Consider the following 19,557-nt stretch of genomic DNA (forward strand, 5'->3'; position numbering starts at 1 on the left):
GTCGGCTCCTCCGTGTTCGTGATGGTCCATGCTTTACGACGTCCCGCCGCCATCCCCGTCGCCCCCGCCCCCGGATTCGGCGGCGGAGTCGGGGACCTCGGATGTCGTCGCCGAGGGTACTCGCCGCCAATCGGGCAGCGTCATCAGCGGGCCGATGAACGGGCCGGACGGCCAGGCGGCGGGGTCGTCGGCAGAGTCGTCGGCGATGGGCAGTTCCACGCCGGAGCCCAGGACCGTGATGATCCGATCCACCACAATGCCCAGCTCCACCGCCTGCGCATCGACGGCCTCGCGAATCTCGGCGGGCACCGAATCGGCCGGGGCGACGACGGCCGAGCCGAGAGTGCCGGCATCGCCTGCGTCGGTGCCAGTGTCGGCACCGGCTTCTGATCCGGTGTCAGGACCGGACTCTCCACGTGATCCGTCGTTGGTTGCGGCACCGCCGTTCGTGCCCACGGCCTTCTCCACCATCGCGTCGATGCCCGCATCGCACAGGCCCGACAGATTCGACCCGCGCGCCGATCCCGACGGCGCCGCCGAGTCACCGGCGGGTGCAGCGTTGGGCGTGCCGGTGGTCCCCGTCGTCTCACCGGGCTCAGTCGACTCGGCCGCTCCGGTCGTGTCGGTCGTGTCGGTCGTCGGGGCCTCGGTGGTGCCGTCGCCGTCTTCGTCCACGCCCGGCCGGGCTCCATCGGCGGGAGCAGTCGACAGCCGCTTGTCCGACGGGCACGCCCACCGGCTCGCGGCGCGCTGCGGCGAATCCACCGCGCGATCCCACGCCACCACCATGTCCACGCGGCCATGCGGCAGCAGCGACCCGGCCAGCTCCTGATCATCGGCACCGGTCACCCGAGTCGGCAAGCCCTTCGCGGTGAGCTGATCGCCGATCGCCCGCGCCGCCGCCACCGCCTGGCGGTCCTCGCCCATCACCCCGATGAGCAGCGGATTGTCCTCCGTCACGCCCTCGACCAACCCGGCCAGGGACTCCGGTCCCCCACCCGTCGGCGCCGACGACGAACCCGGCGCGGCCGCGGCCGGGATCTCCAGATCATCCGTGCGTCCCGTCGCGATGGCCGCCACCGCGGGCACGTCGACGGCGGAGAGGAGGGAACGGCGCACGGCGACGTCGTCAAGCAACGGCGATGCGACGTTGGCGTGCAGGGTCAGCTCCCGCGCGAGCACCGCCGGGACCTCCACCGCGCCCGGGACCAGCCCATACGTCAGCGCGGTCGTCTGTTCCGGCCGCAGGCGCAGGGCCTGGAGCTGGGCGGCGCGCAACTGCTCCGCACCCGTCACCGCGCCATCGACCGACCGGATGATCACCGTGTCCGTCTTCGCCGGCGCATCGCCCCAGAAGCGGTCGTTGCGCACCAGGCGCACCTCGCCGCGGCCGACGTCGATCGACTGCGCCGCATACCGCCCGCCCGACGCCGGCAGCCCCGTGTCCAGGATGTCCACGAACGGCGTCGCCGACGGGCGCAGCAGATGGCTCGGCAGCAGATTGCGGAACAGCGAACGCCACTCCGGCATCGCCCCATCCACGAGCACGTCGACCTGCCGGCCGCCCGACGACACCGTGATCGCCTTGAGGCGCTCGTACCCCGACGAATCCGCCACACCGGCATTGGCCAGCAGCGTCGCGTGCAGGTAGCGGAAATCCGCGCCCGAAATCGGCGTGCCGTCCGACCACTGCGCACCCGACCGGATGCGGTAGCGGATGCGCGTATCGCCCGGGCGGGCATCGGAGGCATCCGCCTCAGCGGCCTCCGCGGCGATCGAGGGCGCGGCGTCGTTCCCGGCGTCATCGCCCACGTTGTCACCCGCACCGTCAGCATCGCCGCCAGCCCCCGCACCCGCACCCGCGCCCGAATCTTCATCCGGCACCGGCTCATCGGCGGGCACGATCTCGGCGCCCTCGAGCAGATCGGGGCTCATCCGCCACCGCGCCGGATCCTCGGGGTCCGGCTCGAAGGCGCTGGGCAGCGTCATCGCCGCCACCAGATCGGTCACCGGCGACGCATCCGCGATCAGATGCGGGTTGAACCCCTCGCCGAACTCGTCGACGCCCACCCGGATCTGCTTGAGCGACTCCTCCGCCCGCACCGGCCGGTCCCGCCCCGGCTCTTCTTCCCCCACCGTCGGCGCGTCCCCCGGGTTGGCCATGCACCCGGACAGCAGAATCGCCGCCGCAGCGCTCCCGAAGAGAGCTTTGCGACGGCGACGATCCTGGCGTTCGAACATGGGATCAGCCTACTTCACCGGCCGGATCCCCCACGCCCGAACTACTTGCCCTGGTTGCGGGCCTTCTCGCGCGAACGGGCGCGGTTGCGCTCGGTGGCGTTGAGGATCACCTTGCGCACGCGGATGCCATCCGGCGTGACCTCGACGCACTCGTCGTTGCCACAGAACTCCATGGCCTCGTCGAGGGTGAGGTTGCGCGCCTTGTCCAGCGTCACCGTCGTGTCGGCGGAGGCCGCACGCATGTTGGTGAGCTTCTTCTCCTTGGTGATGTTGATGTCCATGTCCTCGTCGCGCGGGTTCGCGCCGACGACCATGCCCTCGTAGGCCTGGTCGCCCGGCTCGACGAAGAAGGTGCCGCGGTCGGCGAGCTGCAGCAGCGCGTACGCGGTGATCTGGCCGGTGCGGTCGGCGACCAGCGAACCGGTGGCGCGGTCCTTGATCTCGCCGGCCCACTCGTCGTAGCCCGCGGAGAAGTGGTTGGCGATGCCGGTGCCCTTGGTCTCCGTCATGAAGATGGTGCGGAAGCCGATCAGGCCGCGCGACGGGACGATGAACTCCATGCGCACCCAGCCGGTGCCCTGGTTGCCCATCTGCTCCATGCGGCCCTTGCGGGCGGCCATGAGCTGGGTGACGGCGCCGAGGTGCTCCTCGGGGACGTCGATGGTCAGGTGCTCGTAGGGCTCCTGCAGCTTGCCGTCGACGGTCTTGGTGACCACCTGCGGCTTGCCGACGGTCAGCTCGAAGCCCTCGCGGCGCATGGTCTCGACGAGGATGGACAGCGCCATCTCGCCGCGGCCCTGGACCTCCCAGGCGTCGGGGCGCTCGGTCGGCAGGACGCGCAGCGACACGTTGCCGATGAGTTCCTGGTCCAGGCGGGCCTTGACCACGCGGGCGGTGAGCTTGTCGCCACCGCCCTGGCCGGCCATCGGGGAGGTGTTGACGCCGATGGTCATGGAGATCGCCGGCTCGTCGACGATGATCCGCGGCAGCGGGTTCGGGGCGTCGACGGCGCACAGGGTGTCGCCGATCATGACCTCGTCGATGCCGGAGATCGCGGCGATGTCACCGGCGATGGCCTCGTCGGTGGGCACGCGGGTCACGCCGACGGTGCGCAGCAGCTCCGCGATCTTGGCGGTCTTGATGTGCTGCTCGCCCTCGGAGTCGTAGTGGATCCAGGAGACCTGCTGGCCCTTGCGGATCGCGCCCGAGTGGATGCGGATCAGGCCGATGCGGCCGAGGAAGGAGCTGGAGTCGAGGTTGGTGACCTGCGCCTGCAGCGGGCCGTCGACGTCGGCGGACGGCTCGGGGAGCACGGTGGTGATGACGTCGAAAAGCGGCTGCAGATCCTCGTTGTCCGGCAGCTCGCCGTTGCCCGGGTTCTCGGTGGACGCCTTGCCGGCGCGGCCGGAGGCGTAGAGGACGGGCAGCTCGAGGTTGCGCTCGGCGGCCTCGGCGGCGTCGGGGTCCTCGACGGTGGAGGCCAGCTCCAGCAGCAGGTCCTGGGCCTCTTCGACGACCTCGTCGATGCGGGCGTCGGGGCGGTCGGTCTTGTTGACCACGATGATCACCGGCATCGACGCGGCCAGCGCCTTGCCCAGCACGAAGCGGGTCTGCGGCAGCGGGCCCTCGGAGGAGTCGATGAGCAGCACGACGCCGTCGACCATGGACAGCGCGCGCTCGACCTCGCCGCCGAAGTCGGCGTGGCCGGGGGTGTCGATGACGTTGATGATCAGGTCCCGGCCGTCCTTGCCCGCGCCCTTGCGGCGGATCGCGGTGTTCTTGGCCAGGATGGTGATGCCCTTTTCCTTCTCCAGGTCACCGGAGTCCATCACGCGGTCGGCGACCTCCCCGTGATCGCCGAATACGCCGGACTGCTCGAGCATGGCGTTGACGAGGGTGGTCTTGCCATGGTCGACGTGTGCGACGATGGCTACGTTGCGGAACTCGGTTTCGTTCACGTGGGGGGTGCTCCTTGGAGATTGAGGCATGTGGGCCCCGTCGGGCCTAGCGGATACAGGCTACTCGCATGTCGGGCGCGGGCGCGATTTCACGGGTCGGCGGGGCTGGCGGCCGGTGCCGATTGATTGGGCCGCGCGCCACTCACGCCACATCAGCCCCATCCGTCACGACTTTGCACGGGGGGAAGAAATTTACCGAATCGTTTCCCAAAAGCGTTTGCGGGCCTTATGATGGCGACGATTCCGTAATCGTCACCTCAGGTGGCGTTCAGCAACGAACTACGAGGGGTACTTCTACCGTGGTCTCGAACCGACGCACCATCATCCGCCGCACCGCGGCCGCCCTGGGCACCGCCGCACTGCTGTCGGCCGGCCTCGCCCCCACCTCCATCGCGCAGCCGGCCGTGCCGGGTCTGCCGGCGCCGGACTTCGGCTCCATCCCGCAGGCCCCGGGCAGCGCCGACCTGCCGTCCGGCGAGATCGCCAAGGCCATCGAGCAGATCACCAGCCAGCCGGGCGTCCCGGAGGACATCAGCTCCGCGCTGGAGCGCGTCTCCGGCTTCCTCACCGGTGACGGCGACGGCGAGCCGGGCTGGGAGCAGCCGGACAACGCCCCGACCACGTCGGACTTCCCGCTGCCGACCTTCGCCGAGAACTGCATCGGCGGCGAGGGCCGCTCCATCGGCATGGCCACCTCCGTCCCGGGTCCGGCCGCGCTGCCGCTGCCGGGCGTCAAGGCCGGCGAGGTCGGCTACATCTTCACGGGCCTGGGCACCTCGGGCGTCTACAACGGCCAGTCGACGATGAAGGTCCACTGGGTCAACATCGCCAACGGCAAGTTCGGCACGACCCCGCTGACCTACAACGGCATCAACGAGGGCTCGCACGGCACGGTCAACGGCGTCGCGCAGACCGGCCCGGGCATCGTCGTCGCCGCGCTCGAGGGCGGCTTCACCGCCGATGAAGAGGGCGGCCCGGTCGACTGCAACTACACCCCGACCGCCACCTACACCGTGGTCAAGTAGTTTTCGGCTTTCGCTTTACGACGACCCCCGCCCCGGCCCACCGGCCGGCAGGCGGGGGTTCGGCGTTTCCGGGGCAGGGGCGTTTCGAGAGCAGGGTCATTCCGGGAGCAGAGTCGTTTCCGGGACCCGCGCTTGTTGATGTTCGTCACGATTACTGGATTTCGATACCCTCTGGGGTATTCTGATTTGCGTTGACGAGCGGTCATCGAATTCCCGGTGCCGCCATCGCCCGCCGCGCGCGACCCCCGCCGGGGCCACCCCGCCGGCGCCGACCCCCGAGGAGACGACCATGTGCTACCCCGTCGAGTGCCCCGCGTGCCACAAGACCACCTGGGGAGGCTGCGGAAAGCACGTCGACCAGGTGATGGCCACCGTGCCGAAGGATCGACGGTGCACCTGCCGGGCGGAGCAGCCCAAGAAGACGGGATTCTTGGGACTGTTCGGCTAGATCCGGGGGCGCGGCACCACATCCACCGAACCCGACGTATGACCGGCGCATGACCGGCGCATGAAGTACAGCACGCTGCCGGATTACACGGCCGCGGCCCCGCCCCGCACTAGAGTCGGGGCCATGGCAGACCTGCACGTGCCGAAGCTGGAGACCTTCGACGTCCCCGCCTCCGCGAACGTCGACCCGAAGGGGTTCGTCCGCGACGTCGACGTTTTCGAGGCCCATCCCCACGGCCTGTACATGGCCCGCGGCGCCGATCATCCGCAGTTCGGCTACCTGGAATCATGGCTGCTGCCCTCGCTGGGTCTGCGGGCGAACGTCTTCCACTTCCGCCCCGGAGTGGAGGCGACGAGCCACCGCTACCTCGACGTCGCGGAAGTGACCCGCGGCGATGACGGCGTGTGGCGCACCCGCGATCTCTACCTGGATCTACTCGTGCTCGGTGGTGACGGTCTCGGTGGCGGCATCCGGGTAGATGACGCCGACGAGCTCACCGCCGCCATCGCCGCGGGCATCGTCGGCGCGGACGTCGGAGCCTGGGCCGTCGACCGTGCCTTCGACGCCTTGGCCGGCATCACGGCGCACGACGGCGACGCCGACGCGTGGCTCGCCTCGGTCGGCTGCCCGGTGACGTGGGCGGAGTCGATCACCCTCGCCGAACCCGACCAGCCCCACCCCAAGCGGGTCGCCATCGGCGCGGGCCCCGGCAGTGATCCACTCTGACCACTGACACACTCTGACCACTGTCACGATGTGATCACCGAAGCGATCTGGCCTGGGACACGATCCGACCCCGGATGAGGGGCCGGACGAGGGGCGCGTTAGCGTCGTAAAGCAATCGGACAGCGACAACCGAGCGGAAAGCGGGAACAATGACGGCCATCATCGACGCGGTGCGCGCGCAACTGTGCGGGTATTTCGAGGAGAGCACGCCCGGCGAGGCGAAGCTGACGTTCCTCGGCGCCGACCCCCTCACCGTCCTGCGCTTCGGCCCCGACCGCGACGGCTGCGTCACCTACGCGACGCTGGGCTGCTCGCGCTCGCCCATGCAGGACCCGTCGACGCTGGTCATGGACCCGAACGAGGGGCCGCGCGCGGAGCTGGTGCTGCCGGTGGCCGGTGGGCTCGACGCGGTGACGCGGCCGCTGGCCATGCTCGCGGCGTCGCCCGGCGTGGAGGGGCTGGTGCTGCAGGACGGGGCGCTGCTCGACTTCGGGCAGCCGCTGTGGGCCGATGCGCGGTTCACGGGATTCGTGCTCGTCGACTCCCCCGTGCCGGACGTGACCGCCGGCGAGCACACCGTGGCGATGCTCCAGCCGGTGCCGGCGACGCCCAACGAATTCGCTCTCGCGCGGGCCAAGGGCGTGCCGGAACTGCGCGCGAAGTGGGACGAAAAGGGCACCGTGCTCGCCGACCCCCATCGGGCGAGCGTGGTGTAGGCGGCACCTACGTCAGGCGGAGGAAGAGCTCCTCGATCTCGTCGGCGCTCAGCCCATCGTTGTCGCTGCCGTTGAGGCAGCCGCGCATCGACGACGACACCAGCTTGAAACCGGCGCGGTCCAGCGCCTTCGACACCGCCGCGAGCTGGGTGACCACGTCACGGCAGTGGCGCTCCTCCTCCATCATCGCGATGACGCCGGCCAGCTGGCCGTGCGCGCGCTTGAGCCGATTGATGATGGCCCGACGCTGCACGTCGGGATCGAACCCCGGATCCGAATCCGCGGTCGGAGCGAGCGACTCTGTGGCCACCGGGCACCCCTGTCTGATCGTTGGACGATCCTTCCGGGCGCAGGTCCGACGACCGACCTACGGCGCGCGACGCGTCTGCTTTGCGACGGCCAGCGGACAGAGGACATGACGGAACATCGGCACCTGCGCGGTACCTTCACATACCCCGCACCGTACCTCATCACATGTGCGTTTGAACAGATCTGTCTGAACGTACTCTCATAATCGCAGGTAAATGGGCAACGACGTTCAAGCGGGATCGGCTCAATTGATACATTGATGGGCATGAACTCCAGTGCCGACCGCACCCCGCGCCGAAGTGCCCCGCACCGCAGCACCCCGCACCGAAGCACCCCGTTTCATGCGGCCCAGGCCAGCAGGTTGTGGCGCATCGCCGTGGCCGTGTACCTGCCGGCACTGGCATTGTCGGTGGCCACGGCAATGCTCAATTGGGACCGGATGATCGATGCCGCCATGTCCGGCACGACGGGCACGCTCGTGCCCACCGAATCACAGGCGCAGACGTCGGTGCTGATCAGCGTCGGTTTCGCCACCGTCATGCAGGGCCTCGTCGCCGGCGTCTGCTGGGTGCTGGCCGGCAAGCTGCTGCGCGGCAGCGTCGCGGCGCGGATGATCCTCAGCGTCGCAGCCATCGTCTTCTGCATCAACGCGGTGCTGTCCATCATCGCCATGGCCACCGGCGCCAATGAAACCGGCGCGGGCGAGGGCGCCGCCGAGTTCATCGACAGCACCGTCACCGTGCTCATCGTCGTGGCCTCGGCCATCGCCGCGTGGGCGACCGTCCAGGCCTACCGAGGCGCCGACAACCGCTCCTTCTTCGCCACGACGTAATGGCCGGCATCTCCCCCGGCGCCCCCGCGGCCGGCTCCGGCAACTCCTCCGCCGCCGCCCCGCGCCTGTGGTTCTATGCGCTCTTGCTGGTCATCGGCATGTTCTCGCTGGAGTTCGGCTCGGCGTTTGCGGCGATGGCGATCGAATCGGCGTCGGCGGGCGTCGTCGTCACGCTTCGAATGGGAATTGCCGGCCTGATCCTCCTGGTGCTGCTGCGGCCACGGCTGCGCGGGCTGACGCGGTCGGATTGGGCCTGGCTGGGCGGGCTCGCGGCGACGATGGGGCTGATGAACCTGTTCTTCTACCTCGCCATCGACCGCATCCCGCTCGGCGCGGCGGTGACGTTCGAGCTGGTCGGGCCGCTGCTCCTCGCCGCCGTCCGCGCCCGGACGCCCAGGTCGGCGCTGTTCACGGCGCTGGCGTTCGCGGGCGTGGTCATGCTCGGCTGGTCGGGCCTGCGCGATCTCACCGCCGCCGGCGTCGCGTGCGCACTGATCGCCGGCGCGTTCTGGGCGGGCTACATCCTCACCACCGAGGGCACCGGCCGCCGCTTCACCGGGCAGACCGGCCTCGCCCTGGCACTCACCCTCGGCGGCCTCTCACTTGCACCGATCGGTCTGCTCACGGCACCGGCGGCGTTTCTCGATCCGTGGGTTCTCGCGCTGGGCCTGGTCGTCGCCGTGATGTCGAGCATCATCCCCTACGGCATCGACATGGCCTCGCTGCGCGTGCTGCCGGCGGGCCTGTTCGCCACGCTCACCGCGCTCGCCCCCGCCACCGCCGCCATCGCGGGCGTCGCCATCCTCGGCCAGCACCTCAGCGTGCTCAGCTGGGTCGGGCTCATCGTGGTCGTCGCCGCCGCGGGCATGGCGCTGCGCGAGTCGGCCGTCGCCGCCTGATCCGGCCGGTCTTCGTCGGCTCCTTTCTTGCTTGACGACGTCCCCACCTCCCCCGCCGGGCCGTCGTCAAGCAGCCCGATCCGCCTACCCTGGGACCATGAGCCGCCATGACGACCACCATCACGACGACTCCCGCGCGGGCGCAGGCGCCGTGCCCGACGTGCCCGAAGTACCCGCGGCGATCGCGGAACTCGCGCGAGGCGCACGGCGCGTGGAGTTCTTCACCGGCGCCGGCATGAGCGCCGAATCGGGGCTGGCGACGTTCCGCGACGCGCAAACCGGCCTGTGGTCCAAGGTCGACCCGCAGGCGATGGCGAACTTCGACGCCTGGCGGCGCGACCCCGGCGTGATCTGGCCGTGGTACCTGTGGCGGATGAATCTGGCGAGGAGGGCGGCTCCCAACGCGGGCCACGAAGCGATCGCCGCGTGGTGCGGCGAGCTCGACCGCGGCGCCGGTTGGGGGCACGTGACCACCCAGAACATCGATGACCTGCACGAACGGGGCGGGACCGACGAGGGGTCGATCGCGCATCTGCACGGCAGCCTGTTCGCGTTCCGGTGCGACCACTGCGCGGCGCCGGCGAGCGAGCCGGAGCTTCCCGATGAGCCCGTCGAACACCTCATGCCGCCGTTTTGCGACGCGTGCGGGATGGGGTTCGTGCGGCCCGGCGTGGTGTGGTTCGGCGAATCGCTGCCGGTGCCGGAGTGGAAGGAGGCCGAGACGCATGCCGAGCACTGCGATCTGATGGTCGTCGTGGGCACCTCCGGCGTGGTGTTCCCCGCCGCGGGGCTGCCGTTGGCGGCGGTGTCGGCGGGGATCCCGGTCATCGAGATCTCGCCCGATGACACCGATTTCACCCCTCATGCGACGCATTCGTGGCGGACGACGGCGGCCGTCGGGTTGCCCGCCCTGGCCAGAGCCGCCGGCGTGGACCTCTAGCGAGGCAGCAGTCGCCCCGTCATCACCCCGCCGCGCCGCCAAAACCCGGGGTCAGCTCCCCATTCGCTAAACCACGGGGTCAGAGTGCTCTCGTATCGGCACCCACACACCCGACAACACCCCGCCGCGCCTCCAAACCCCGACTACACCCCGCCGCATTTCCAAACCCCGACATCTAAATCCCGCCATCACCAGCGATGTCGGGATTTTCACGGCGTTCACCGTGCCCTGTCGGGGTGGAGCTGTCGGGATTTAGCCGCCGCCCCTAAGTCCGGCATGGATGGCCCGGGCCCTGTCGGGGTATAGCTGTCGGGATTTAGCGGCGGGCCAGAAAAAGAAGAGCGCCCCCGCCGTGGATGGCGGGGGCGCTTTCGTTTGCGCCGTTTAGCGCTTGTTCTTGCCCTCGGCGAGGACCTGGCGGCCGGCGACCATGCGGCAGATCTGGTTGGTGCCCTCGTAGATCTGGGTGATCTTGGCGTCGCGCATCATGCGCTCGACCGGGAAGTCGCGGGTGAAGCCGTAGCCGCCGAGCAGCTGCACGGCGTCGGTGGTGACCTCCATGGCCACGTCGGACGCGTAGGTCTTGGCGGCGGCGGCCATCAGGCCGATCTTCGAGCCACCGTCGGCGGTGCCGCGCTCGGCGTTGGCGGCGGCGGTGTAGACCATCAGGCGGGCGGCCTCGATCTTGGTGCGCATGTCGGCGAGCATGAACTGGGTGTTCTGGAACGCGGAGATCGGCTTGCCGAACTGCTCGCGCTCGAGCACGTAGCCCACCGCGTACTCGTAGGCGCCCTGCGCCAGGCCCAGCGCCTGCGCGCCGATGGTCGGGCGGGTGTGGTCGAGGGTCTCCAGGGCGGTCTTGAAGCCGGTGCCCTCCTCGCCGATCATGCGGTCGGCGGGGATGCGGCAGTCCTCGAAGTAGAGCTCGGCGGTCGGCGAGCCCTTGATGCCCATTTTCTTCTCCAGGCCGCCGACGCGGAAGCCCTCGTCGTCGGAGCGCACCATGAACGCGGAAATGCCGTTGGCGCCCTTCTCGGGGTCGGTGACGGCCATGACGGTGTACCACAGCGACTTGCCGCCGTTGGTGATGAAGCACTTCGAGCCGTTGAGCACCCACGAGTCGCCGTCGCGCACGGCGCGGGTCTTCATGGCGCCGGCGTCGGAGCCGGCTTCGCGCTCGGTCAGCGCGTAGGACGCCATCTCGCCGTTGGCGATGTCCGGCAGCACCTGCTTCTTCAGCTCGTCGGAGCCCTTGAGGATCAGCCCCATCGTGCCGAGCTTGTTCACCGCCGGGATCAGCGACGCGGAGCCGCAGACGCGGGCGACTTCCTCGATGACGATGGTCGCGGCGACGGAGTCCGCACCCTGGCCGCCGTATTCCTCGGGGATGTGGATGGCGTTGAAGCCCGCGGCGTTGAGGGCGTCGAGGGCCTCCTGCGGGAAGCGCTCGTTCTCGTCGACGTCGGCCGCGTGGGGGGCGATCTCCTTGTCGGCGAGCTCGCGGATGACGGCGCGCAGCTCCTGGTGCTCCTCCGGGAGCTGGAACATGTCGAATCCGGGGGTAAGTGCCATTGGGGTGATCCTCCGTGCGTTGGGTTGCGGTGGGTTCAGTTGGTCGGTCTTCGATCATAACCATTAGCGGCGATTAACGGGATCATTTTCGTGGCGCAGGTCACCCCCGAGGGGGTTCGTGCTTTACGACGCCCACCTCTCCGCCCTTCGTCCGTCCCTCGCCCAGGTGCCGGCGAGCGCTGCGGCGACGGCGATGCCGGGAGCCGGCCACCAGGTGCCCAACGCCAGGAACTCCCGCAGCATCGACGTCGCCCAATACTGCGGAGGAGTCGGGGCCCCTTCGGCGCGCCATGAGGCGTTGCCCGCCCGGCGCGCCAGGGAGGCGGTGCGGAAAACGTGGAAGTCGCTGGTGACCACGGTGACGGGACCGCGGTCGACCATCGGTTCGGCGTTGGCCAGGTTCTCCAGCGTCGAAGTGGAGTGCGGTTCGAGGCGGATGTCCGTCAGCCCGCGGTCGCGCAGCCATCCGGCCATCACCTCGGCCTCTGACGGCCCGCCGTCTTCGCCCACGCCGCCGCAGCAGATGACCGTCACCGGCCCGGGCGCCCGGCGCGCGACCTGCTCGGCCTTTTCCAGCCGGTAGCGCAGCAGCGACGACGGGCGGCCATTGCGCAGCGCGCAGCCCAGAACGATCACGGTCCCCGCCGCTCCCGTGCTCCTGCGCGCCCACGTTCGCCGGGCGACGTCGAAGATCGGCAGCATCACACCGGGCGCCGCCGCGGCCGAGAGAAACAGCGCCGACCCCGCGACGACGGCCGGGTGCGCGCCTCTGCCCCGATTGTTTGCCCGATGCATGGCCGGATGCGCGTCACGTGCCCACACGACTCCCGGGTGGGCGCCACTCCCCCGCGCCACGACGCGGGCGGCGGCGAGCACTCCCGCGCCGTACGCGACGCCGGCGGCGGGCAGCCCCCACGCCGGCGGCCTGCGGTTGGGCAGCTTCGGCGGCCGCATCAGCGGATCGCGCCACGCCACCACCCCGCCGACCGCCAGCGTCGCCGCCATGAGGCACCCCGGCGCGGCGGCCAGACCAGCGAAGACCGGCCTCGGCGACACCGCCGCGCCCCGACTGCTTCGTCGCGTTACCGACGACTCCGGCGACACCGCCGCACCCCGGGGGCGGGCCGCGGGGCGTGGGCGGCGGGACGTCGTCAAGCGGAACATGTGCCCACGGTATCCCAGCCCCCGGATCGCACCCGGGGATGTTCGAACGCCGGGCGCGCGATCCGGGGCGGCATCTAGAATCGGCGACCATGACGGACACGGATCGTTTCAGCGCACCCACCGGCCGCACCGAGGGCGAGTGGGTCGCGTGGCTCGACGAGCGGGGCGCGCGGGAGATGGAGCATGCGGAGATCGCGAAGCTGCTGCTGCCCGAGATCGCCGCCGCCGACGGGGAACTCGGCGATGGGTCGAAGTCGTCGAACCCGGCGTGGTGGGCGCAGGGCGTCACAGTCGCCTACGAGCAGGCCATCGGCCGCCGCGCCGTGGGGCAGCGTTGCGATGGCGCCTGGTCGGCATCGGCGTCGAAGACCCTGCCCGGCGACATGGACGAAGTCCGCGACCGATTCGCAGCCCACATGGCAGACGTCTTCGCCGACCGCGGCGGTCTGCACCCCGACGCCGACGGCAACGCCGTCATCGCCGACGACGAGCCCAAGCAGTCCGACACCGACAAGTGGCGCTACTGGCGCTGCCCGATGTCCGACGGCTCGCGCATCGCCGTGACCGTGCAGACCAAGGCGCCCGGCAAGGACGGCGCCGTGAAGTCCGCGCTGGCGGTCAACCACGATTCGCTTGCCGACGAAGCCGCCCGCGACCGCGTCAAGGCCTGGTGGAAGGATGTGCTCGCCGATCTCGCGGCGGCCATGAAATAGGGGGCATGCGGGTGCGGGGCGAGATGGCGGCCATGAAATGGCGAACGTGCAGGTGCGGGGCGAGGTAGCGGGCGCTACCGCGGGTGCACGGTCCAGTCGGCCAGGGCGCGCGGATCGTGGCGGGCGATGTGGTCGTCCTCCTGCGCCGCCCACATCCGCCAGTGACCGTGGAAGTACGGGTCGCGGGCCATGGCGCGGGCGAAACGGGTGGGCTCGTCGAGCTCGACCCATACTCCCCACGTCTCGCCGTCGCCGATGGCGCGTGCGGCCGCGAGATTGTCCGCGGTCAGCGCACCACAACCCTCGATGATGAGGGACGGAGTTGGCGCGGCCGAGCGATCGGCGGCCGTGCCATCGGAGGCTGTGTCATCGGAGGCCGACGCATCACCCGCCGGCGTCACGAACTTCGACAGGTCCACCCACTCGGCCCAGTCGTTGGCGAACCAATCCCAGCGGCGGAACCCCGCCACCTCCGGATCGAGCATCGAATCGGCCACCGCATCGGACGCGGCCGCCAGACCGCCCCACCCGGGATACGCGTCCTCGAGGTGGACGACGGGCCACGCCAGGACGTCGTGAAGCTTCTTCGCCAGCGTCGTCTTCCCCGACCCCGACCGGCCATCGACGAGCAGGATCATGCGACCCCCAGGAACCGGAACTCGCCGGTCCACACCGCGATGCCCAGCGACGCCGCGGCGATGAGCGCGCACACGCCCAGCACCGCCCACTCGCGGCCGCCGAACGTCGACTCGCGCGCCCACGTCCGCTGACCGGGGGCGCCGAATCCGCGGGCCTCCATGGCCGTGGACAGCTTCGTGCCGCGGCGCAGCGCGAAGACCAGCAGCGCGAAGACCTGGCCGAACAGCCGCTTGATCCGCCCATGATCGCCCAGCCCCCGCGCCCGGCGCGCACGGGTCAGCGCCCGCCAATCGTCGAGGAACAGCGTGATCAGCCGGACGCCGGCCACCGACGCCAGCACGAACCGCGCCGGCAGCTTGAGCACCTGCGACAGCCCGTCGCCGAGATCCGTCGGATCGATGTCCGCGGTGAGCACCACCACCGGCAGCCCCACCGCCAGCACGCGCACGGTGATGGCGATGGCCAGCGCGATGGAGTTGTCCGTCACCGTGGCCAGCAGAAACGAGAAATACTCGCGGCCCTCGGGATTGCCGTAGAGCAGCATGGAGATGCCCGACACCGGCGCGGCCAGCAGAATCGGCCACCCGCGCCGCGCCAGCCTGCGCGGCCCGACCCCGCACAGCGGCGCCGCGACGAGCGTGCACGCCAGCGCCACCGCCGCCGACACCCAATCGATGGACAGCAGCAGAGGGGTCGTCATCAGCAACAGACCCAGGAGCTTGGCGACGGGGTTGACGTTCCCGATCAGATTCACCGCGACCCTACCTCCGCCAAGTCGATGACGTGGTCGCCCATCGCCGCGACGACGAGGGGGTCGTGGGTGATGGACACGACCGTGACGCCGTCATCGACGAGCCTGCGCAGCATGCGCAGCAGCTCCGCGAAGGTGCGGCGGTCCTGGCCGAAGGTCGGTTCGTCGAGGATGACCATCGACGGGGCCGTCGACAGGACGGTGGCCACCGACAGCCGGCGCTTCTCCCCGCCCGACAGGGTGAACGGATTCGCCCCGGCCAGGTGCGCCAGGCGCAGGCGCTCGAGGAGCTCGTCGACGCGCTCGGCGCCGGCGGGATCCTTGAGCAGCGTCGGGCCGAGCTCGAGTTCCTCGCGCACGGTCGGAGTGACGAACTGGTGCTCCGGCGCCTGGAACACGCTGCCGATGCGCTGCGCCAACTGCTTCGACGTCCACTTCATGGGGTCCGGGCCGGCGCCGCGGGCGATCTCGTCGGAGGCGATGACCGCACCCGACACCGGGTCCAGCAGCCCTCCCATCGTCAGCGCCAGCGTGGACTTGCCGGAGCCGTTGGGCCCCACGATGCACGTCGACGCCGCCAGCGGCACCGCCGCGGTGATCCCGCGGCGGACGGGGTCGGCGCTGCGGCCGTATCCGACGGCGAGGTCGTCGAAAAGCAGCGCCGCCGTCGCCGACGCGGGCACCGGCGCGGCGTCGCCCACCTGCGGAGGCGCACCCGGCAGCCACACGCCCGCGTCGCGGAGGAAATCGCCGTGGCGGGCGAGGATCTTGGCGGGCGGGCCATCGGCGATGACGGTGGAACCGGAGGTGGCGGAAGGGGCTGCGGTGGTTGAGGTACCGGAGGTGGCAGAACCGGCCGCATCGAGTACGAGGACGCGGTCGACATGATCGACCCAGGCGTCGACGCGGTGCTCGACGACGATGAGCGTCGCGCCCGTCGCGTCGGCGGCGCGGATGGCGGCGTCGCGCAGCTGCGGCACGCCCTCCGGATCGATGTTGGCGGTTGGCTCATCGAGGCAGATCACCCGCGCGCCCATCGCCAGCACCCCGGCCAGGGCCAGGCGCTGCTTCTGGCCGCCCGACAACTTCGCCGTCGGATGATCCAGCGGCACGTCGAGGCCGACCAGATCGAGGGCGCGGCGGACGCGCCGCCAAATTTCGTCGCGGGGCACGCCCAGATTCTCGGCTCCGAAGGCGACGTCGTCGCCGACGCGGGCGGAGATGACCTGGCTCTCCGGATCCTGCAGCACCAGTCCGACGACGCCGCGCACCCCGGCGGGATCGTCGCCGTCGACGAGGAGCGTGCCGGCGTCCTCGCCGTCCTCGTCATCGCCGAGCACCCCGGCGATCGCGGCGAGCAGCGTCGACTTGCCCGCACCGGACGGGCCCAGCAGGAGGACCTTTTCGCCCTCCTCGATGTGGAGGTCGACGTCGGAAAGCGCGGCCCTGCGGCGCCCCGCATGCCGCCACCCGAAACCGCTCGCGGAAATGAATGCCATCGCGGCTGCCGGGCTAGACCTCGCCGCGGCGCTCGCGGCCCGCGGCGAAGCGATCCAGCGCACCCGTGCCCGCCAGCGCGCGCACCAGCAGCCAGCCGACCAGGCCGGCCAGCACCGCGCCCGAGATGAGCAGGCAGGTGAGGTAAATCGAGTTGAACTGCCACGTGCGCGCCAGATTGCCCGACGTGAACAGCTCGAGGATGAACGCGCCCGCACCGGCGGCGGCACCGGCGAGCATGGCCACCGGCGCGGTGAAACGGCGGTAGGCGAACAGCAGGAAAATCAGCTCCGCGCCGAGGCCCTGCGCCAGGCCGGAATACAGCGTGGAAATGCCCCACTGATTGCCGATCAACGCCGACACCGTTGCCGCGATGACCTCGACGAACAGCGCGGCACCCGGCTTGCGGATGACCAGCCCGCCAATGATGCCGCCCAGCAGCCACGGCCCGACGACGAGCCCGCCGAGGCCCGGCGTCAGCGCATCGGCCGCCGTGAACCAGGCGCCGCCGACGATGTTCCACACCACGAAGATCAGTCCGACCGCGACGCCCAGCACCGCGGCGGTGACGATGTCGATGATCCGCCACCCCTTCTTCGGGCGGTTGCGGTTCTTGGTGCGGGTGCGGTCATTCGTGTGACTGCTGGACATGGTCGAGCCTCCGTCGCTTCCTTCGCCGGCATGATCCGGACAGGTTCCTACGGTCGAGGGCGGCAGGCCGCGCCCTCCTCTCAGCCCCACGTGGTCTGCTCGACCGCCGGGACTCCCGTGCGCATTTCGACCGAATGGTACCCCACCTCACGGACCCGCCCTAAAGTTGGGAAATTATGAGCAGTCAACACCCGGACCAGACCGTCGAGGCGCACGGCGCGCACGAGGCGCCCGAGGCGACCGAGCAGCCGGAAGCCCCCGAGCCGCGCATCGCCCGGTCGACGTGGCTGGCGCTAGTCGGCGCCATCGTGGCGGTCCAGGCCCTCGGCCGGGCGTGGGTGCTGTCGGGGCGGACGTTCTACTGGGACGACTTCATCATCGTCGGCTCCGCCGCCGACGCCGACTGGTGGACGCCGGACTACTTCCTGCAGCCGCACGACGGGCACCTGGCGCCGCTGGCGTTCATCCTCCAGGCGGCGGCCAACCAGATCGCGCCGTGGCACTGGTGGTTGCCTGCGGCGCTGATGCTGATCGGGCAGGTCGCGGTGACCGTCGTCGTCGCCCGGGCGCTGCGCTACATCGCCGGCCGGTCGTGGCAGGCGCTTGCGGCACTGGCGCTGGTGGCGTGGACGCCGCTGACGCTGCCCGGCTCGACGTGGTGGTCGGCCGCCGCCAATGCCCTGCCCATGCAGCTGGCGCTGGCCGGCATCACGGCGCTGGCCATCCGCGCGAGCCTGCGCCAGGAGCGGACGATCTCCGGCCGCGCCGTGGCCGCCGCCACGGTCGGGCTGATCGTGGCCCTGGGCTTCTTCGAAAAGGCCCTCGCCGTCGCGCCCGTCGCGTTGGCCATCACCATCGCCGTGGCCTACATGGAGCGCCGCGCCATCGCCGAGACCCTGCTGCGGGCCCGCGCACTGTGGCTGTCGCTGGGACTGGTCACCGGCGCGTGGGCGCTGTTCTATTCGCTGACCGCCCTCGCCGATGCGGGCGAGGCGTCGTCGAAGCCGCATTCGGAGCTGTTCTTCAACGGCCTCGGCCAGGTGCTGGCCGGCCTGGCCGGCGGCCCGTGGTTCTGGGACCGCTGGGCGCCGAGCCAGCCGTGGGCCGATGCGCCGGCAGGGTTGGTCAGCGTCGGCGCCGTGCTGGTGCTGCTGACCATGGCCGTGACCATCGGGCGCGACTACCGAGCCTGGCTGCCGTGGGTCATCGCCGCCGGCTACCTGACGGTGGTCCTGCTGTCGGTGACGCTGATGCGCTCGGGCGACCACACCTCCGACGTTCTGGCCCGCACGCTGCACTACTACGGTGATTCGGCCATCGTCATCGGCTTCGCGCTGGCCGCATCGTGGTCCGACCGGGTCCGGCCCCTGCCGGCGCGGTCGCGCTTCGGCGTCCTCGCGCTGGCCGGCGTCCTGCTGGTGTCCTCGGCGATTTCGGTCAACGGCTACCGCGGAGCATGGGACGACGACGGCACCGGCGAGTGGTTGACCACCGCCCGGCAGTCGCTGGAGTCGGCCGCCGCGCAGGGCGAGAATGCGCCGGTGATCCTCGACCAGCCGGTGCCCTACGAGGTGCTGCTGCCGGTGGCCTACCCGAAGAACATGTACTCGCAGGTCTTCCGCGATCTCCCCCAGCGCCCGACGTTCGGCCGGGTCACCGACGAGCCCCGCATGTTCGACGACGCCGGAGCCCTCGTCCCCGCCCACGTCGCCGAGATCACCCGCATCGGCCAGGGCGAGGTGGAGTCGTGCGGCACGCAGATCGTCGCCGGCCCCGATGGCACGGCGACGGCGGAGATCCCGCTGCGCGACATCGCGAAGCTCGGCGACTGGGTCATCGAGCTCAACGCCATCTCCTCGGCGCCGGCGCAGCTGCGGCTGAGCCTGCCGAACCCCTTCGAGACCCCGGAGCAGACCATGGCCGGATCGACCGTCGCCGACGTCGACGGCGATCTGCGAACCCGCTGGGTGTCGGTGTCCGGCGGCGGCAACACGCTGCGCCTCGACGTCTCGGGTGCACCGGAGGGCACATCGGTGTGCGTCGGTTCGGGGGCGATGGGACCACTGGTTCCCGCCGCCGGCTGAGAATCAACTACGATGACGGTGAGAATTTCATTCGTGATGCCGTTTTAAGGAGTCCCTCCATGCGCAACCGCCTCGTCGGTGCCGTCGCCGCCACCGCCATCGCCGCAGCCGCCCTGGTCGCCTGCTCGCCCCCGAACGAGAACCCGTCGGACGTCAAGGTCACGGACCTGGAGAACCCGACCGCCACGTTCGAGAACGGCGATGCCGCCACCTCCGGCGCCACCACCTCGGAAAACGCCGACGCCAACGGCACGGGCGGCGCCGAGGGCACCGTTCAGGAACCGGCCGCGCAGTAGGGGCACTCCCCCTCCATTCCGCTACCCGCCCCGGCCGAGTTCACGGCCACCCGGTTCGGCCGCCTCCGGGTCAGGCCTCCCCGGTCAGACCGTCCC

The 19,557-nt window shown here is 70.6% G+C and carries 19 protein-coding genes and 1 riboswitch; of the genes, 10 read left to right on the forward strand and 9 right to left on the reverse strand.

What is annotated here, in order from left to right:
- Positions 1-33 precede the first annotated feature (33 nt).
- Together ACFWGD_RS02445 and typA are read right to left on the reverse strand one after the other, a co-directional pair.
- Positions 34-2,241, reverse strand: a complete 2,208-nt coding sequence (locus ACFWGD_RS02445; protein ID WP_377776908.1) for an ABC transporter substrate-binding protein — start codon at positions 2,239-2,241, stop codon at positions 34-36.
- A gap of 41 nt (positions 2,242-2,282) precedes the next feature.
- Positions 2,283-4,199 (reverse strand): translational GTPase TypA, encoded by a 1,917-nt coding sequence (gene typA, locus ACFWGD_RS02450; RefSeq protein ID WP_377776909.1) that lies wholly within the window; start codon positions 4,197-4,199, stop codon positions 2,283-2,285.
- 299 nt (positions 4,200-4,498) lie between these two features.
- Between typA and ACFWGD_RS02455 the strand changes: the two genes are divergently transcribed.
- The 4 genes from ACFWGD_RS02455 (at position 4,499) to ACFWGD_RS02470 (ending at position 7,114) form a co-directional block, all read left to right on the forward strand.
- Complete coding sequence (locus tag ACFWGD_RS02455; protein WP_377776910.1) at positions 4,499-5,224, forward strand: hypothetical protein; 726 nt, start codon at positions 4,499-4,501, stop codon at positions 5,222-5,224.
- Positions 5,225-5,513: 289 nt separating this feature from the next.
- Entirely contained in the window at positions 5,514-5,672 is a 159-nt protein-coding gene (locus ACFWGD_RS02460) for a hypothetical protein (protein WP_377776911.1), read from the forward strand.
- A 123-nt stretch (positions 5,673-5,795) separates the two neighbouring features.
- On the forward strand, positions 5,796-6,398 hold the full coding sequence (locus tag ACFWGD_RS02465; protein WP_377776912.1) for a DUF402 domain-containing protein: 603 nt from the start codon (positions 5,796-5,798) through the stop codon (positions 6,396-6,398).
- 149 nt (positions 6,399-6,547) lie between these two features.
- A complete protein-coding gene (locus ACFWGD_RS02470) occupies positions 6,548-7,114 on the forward strand; it encodes a suppressor of fused domain protein (RefSeq protein ID WP_377776913.1) in 567 nt (188 codons plus the stop codon).
- Between the two features lie 7 nt (positions 7,115-7,121).
- On the opposite strand, the gene ACFWGD_RS02475 is transcribed toward ACFWGD_RS02470, so the two are convergent.
- Positions 7,122-7,367, reverse strand: coding sequence for a metal-sensitive transcriptional regulator (locus ACFWGD_RS02475; RefSeq protein ID WP_377776914.1), 246 nt, complete (start codon positions 7,365-7,367; stop codon positions 7,122-7,124).
- A gap of 321 nt (positions 7,368-7,688) precedes the next feature.
- On the opposite strand from ACFWGD_RS02475, the gene ACFWGD_RS02480 reads away from it, so the two are divergent.
- The 3 genes from ACFWGD_RS02480 to ACFWGD_RS02490 all read left to right on the forward strand — a co-directional run bounded on the left by ACFWGD_RS02480 (position 7,689) and on the right by ACFWGD_RS02490 (position 10,094).
- Positions 7,689-8,255 (forward strand): hypothetical protein, encoded by a 567-nt coding sequence (locus tag ACFWGD_RS02480; protein WP_377776915.1) that lies wholly within the window; start codon positions 7,689-7,691, stop codon positions 8,253-8,255.
- Positions 8,255-9,154, forward strand: coding sequence for a DMT family transporter (locus ACFWGD_RS02485; protein ID WP_377776916.1), 900 nt, complete (start codon positions 8,255-8,257; stop codon positions 9,152-9,154). Before ACFWGD_RS02480 ends, ACFWGD_RS02485 begins: the two co-directional genes overlap by 1 nt.
- Before the next feature lie 97 nt (positions 9,155-9,251).
- Positions 9,252-10,094, forward strand: coding sequence for an NAD-dependent deacylase (locus ACFWGD_RS02490; RefSeq protein WP_377776917.1), 843 nt, complete (start codon positions 9,252-9,254; stop codon positions 10,092-10,094).
- Between the two features lie 384 nt (positions 10,095-10,478).
- Here the strand turns inward: ACFWGD_RS02490 and ACFWGD_RS02495 are convergent, their stop codons facing one another.
- Both ACFWGD_RS02495 and ACFWGD_RS02500 read right to left on the reverse strand, forming a co-directional pair.
- The gene (locus ACFWGD_RS02495; RefSeq protein WP_377776918.1) at positions 10,479-11,666 is read right to left on the reverse strand and encodes an acyl-CoA dehydrogenase family protein; all 1,188 of its coding nucleotides are present in this window, start codon (positions 11,664-11,666) and stop codon (positions 10,479-10,481) included.
- A 123-nt stretch (positions 11,667-11,789) separates the two neighbouring features.
- Positions 11,790-12,830 (reverse strand): YdcF family protein, encoded by a 1,041-nt coding sequence (locus ACFWGD_RS02500; RefSeq protein ID WP_377776919.1) that lies wholly within the window; start codon positions 12,828-12,830, stop codon positions 11,790-11,792.
- 89 nt (positions 12,831-12,919) lie between these two features.
- On the opposite strand from ACFWGD_RS02500, the gene ACFWGD_RS02505 reads away from it, so the two are divergent.
- Positions 12,920-13,543, forward strand: a complete 624-nt coding sequence (locus ACFWGD_RS02505) for a hypothetical protein (protein WP_377776920.1) — start codon at positions 12,920-12,922, stop codon at positions 13,541-13,543.
- A gap of 74 nt (positions 13,544-13,617) precedes the next feature.
- Here ACFWGD_RS02505 and ACFWGD_RS02510 read toward each other — a convergent pair whose 3' ends face one another.
- Genes ACFWGD_RS02510 through ACFWGD_RS02525 form a run of 4 tightly spaced genes read right to left on the reverse strand, consistent with a single transcriptional unit; the run spans position 13,618 to position 17,081 of the window.
- A complete protein-coding gene (locus ACFWGD_RS02510; RefSeq protein ID WP_377776921.1) occupies positions 13,618-14,181 on the reverse strand; it encodes a hypothetical protein in 564 nt (187 codons plus the stop codon).
- Positions 14,178-14,936, reverse strand: coding sequence for an energy-coupling factor transporter transmembrane component T family protein (locus tag ACFWGD_RS02515; RefSeq protein ID WP_377776922.1), 759 nt, complete (start codon positions 14,934-14,936; stop codon positions 14,178-14,180). Before ACFWGD_RS02515 ends, ACFWGD_RS02510 begins: the two co-directional genes overlap by 4 nt.
- Entirely contained in the window at positions 14,933-16,432 is a 1,500-nt protein-coding gene (locus tag ACFWGD_RS02520; RefSeq protein ID WP_377776923.1) for an ABC transporter ATP-binding protein, read from the reverse strand. Before ACFWGD_RS02520 ends, ACFWGD_RS02515 begins: the two co-directional genes overlap by 4 nt.
- A gap of 13 nt (positions 16,433-16,445) precedes the next feature.
- Complete coding sequence (locus tag ACFWGD_RS02525) at positions 16,446-17,081, reverse strand: ECF transporter S component (RefSeq protein WP_377776924.1); 636 nt, start codon at positions 17,079-17,081, stop codon at positions 16,446-16,448.
- A riboswitch (TPP riboswitch) is annotated at positions 17,082-17,210 on the reverse strand.
- A gap of 47 nt (positions 17,211-17,257) precedes the next feature.
- Here ACFWGD_RS02525 and ACFWGD_RS02530 point away from each other — a divergent pair.
- Complete coding sequence (locus tag ACFWGD_RS02530) at positions 17,258-19,165, forward strand: hypothetical protein (RefSeq protein ID WP_377776925.1); 1,908 nt, start codon at positions 17,258-17,260, stop codon at positions 19,163-19,165.
- Positions 19,166-19,224: 59 nt separating this feature from the next.
- A complete protein-coding gene (locus ACFWGD_RS02535) occupies positions 19,225-19,461 on the forward strand; it encodes a hypothetical protein (protein WP_377776926.1) in 237 nt (78 codons plus the stop codon).
- The last annotated feature ends 96 nt before the right edge of the window (positions 19,462-19,557 follow it).

Source organism: Corynebacterium sp. NPDC060344 (assembly GCF_042725215.1).
Taxonomy (GTDB): domain Bacteria; phylum Actinomycetota; class Actinomycetes; order Mycobacteriales; family Mycobacteriaceae; genus Corynebacterium.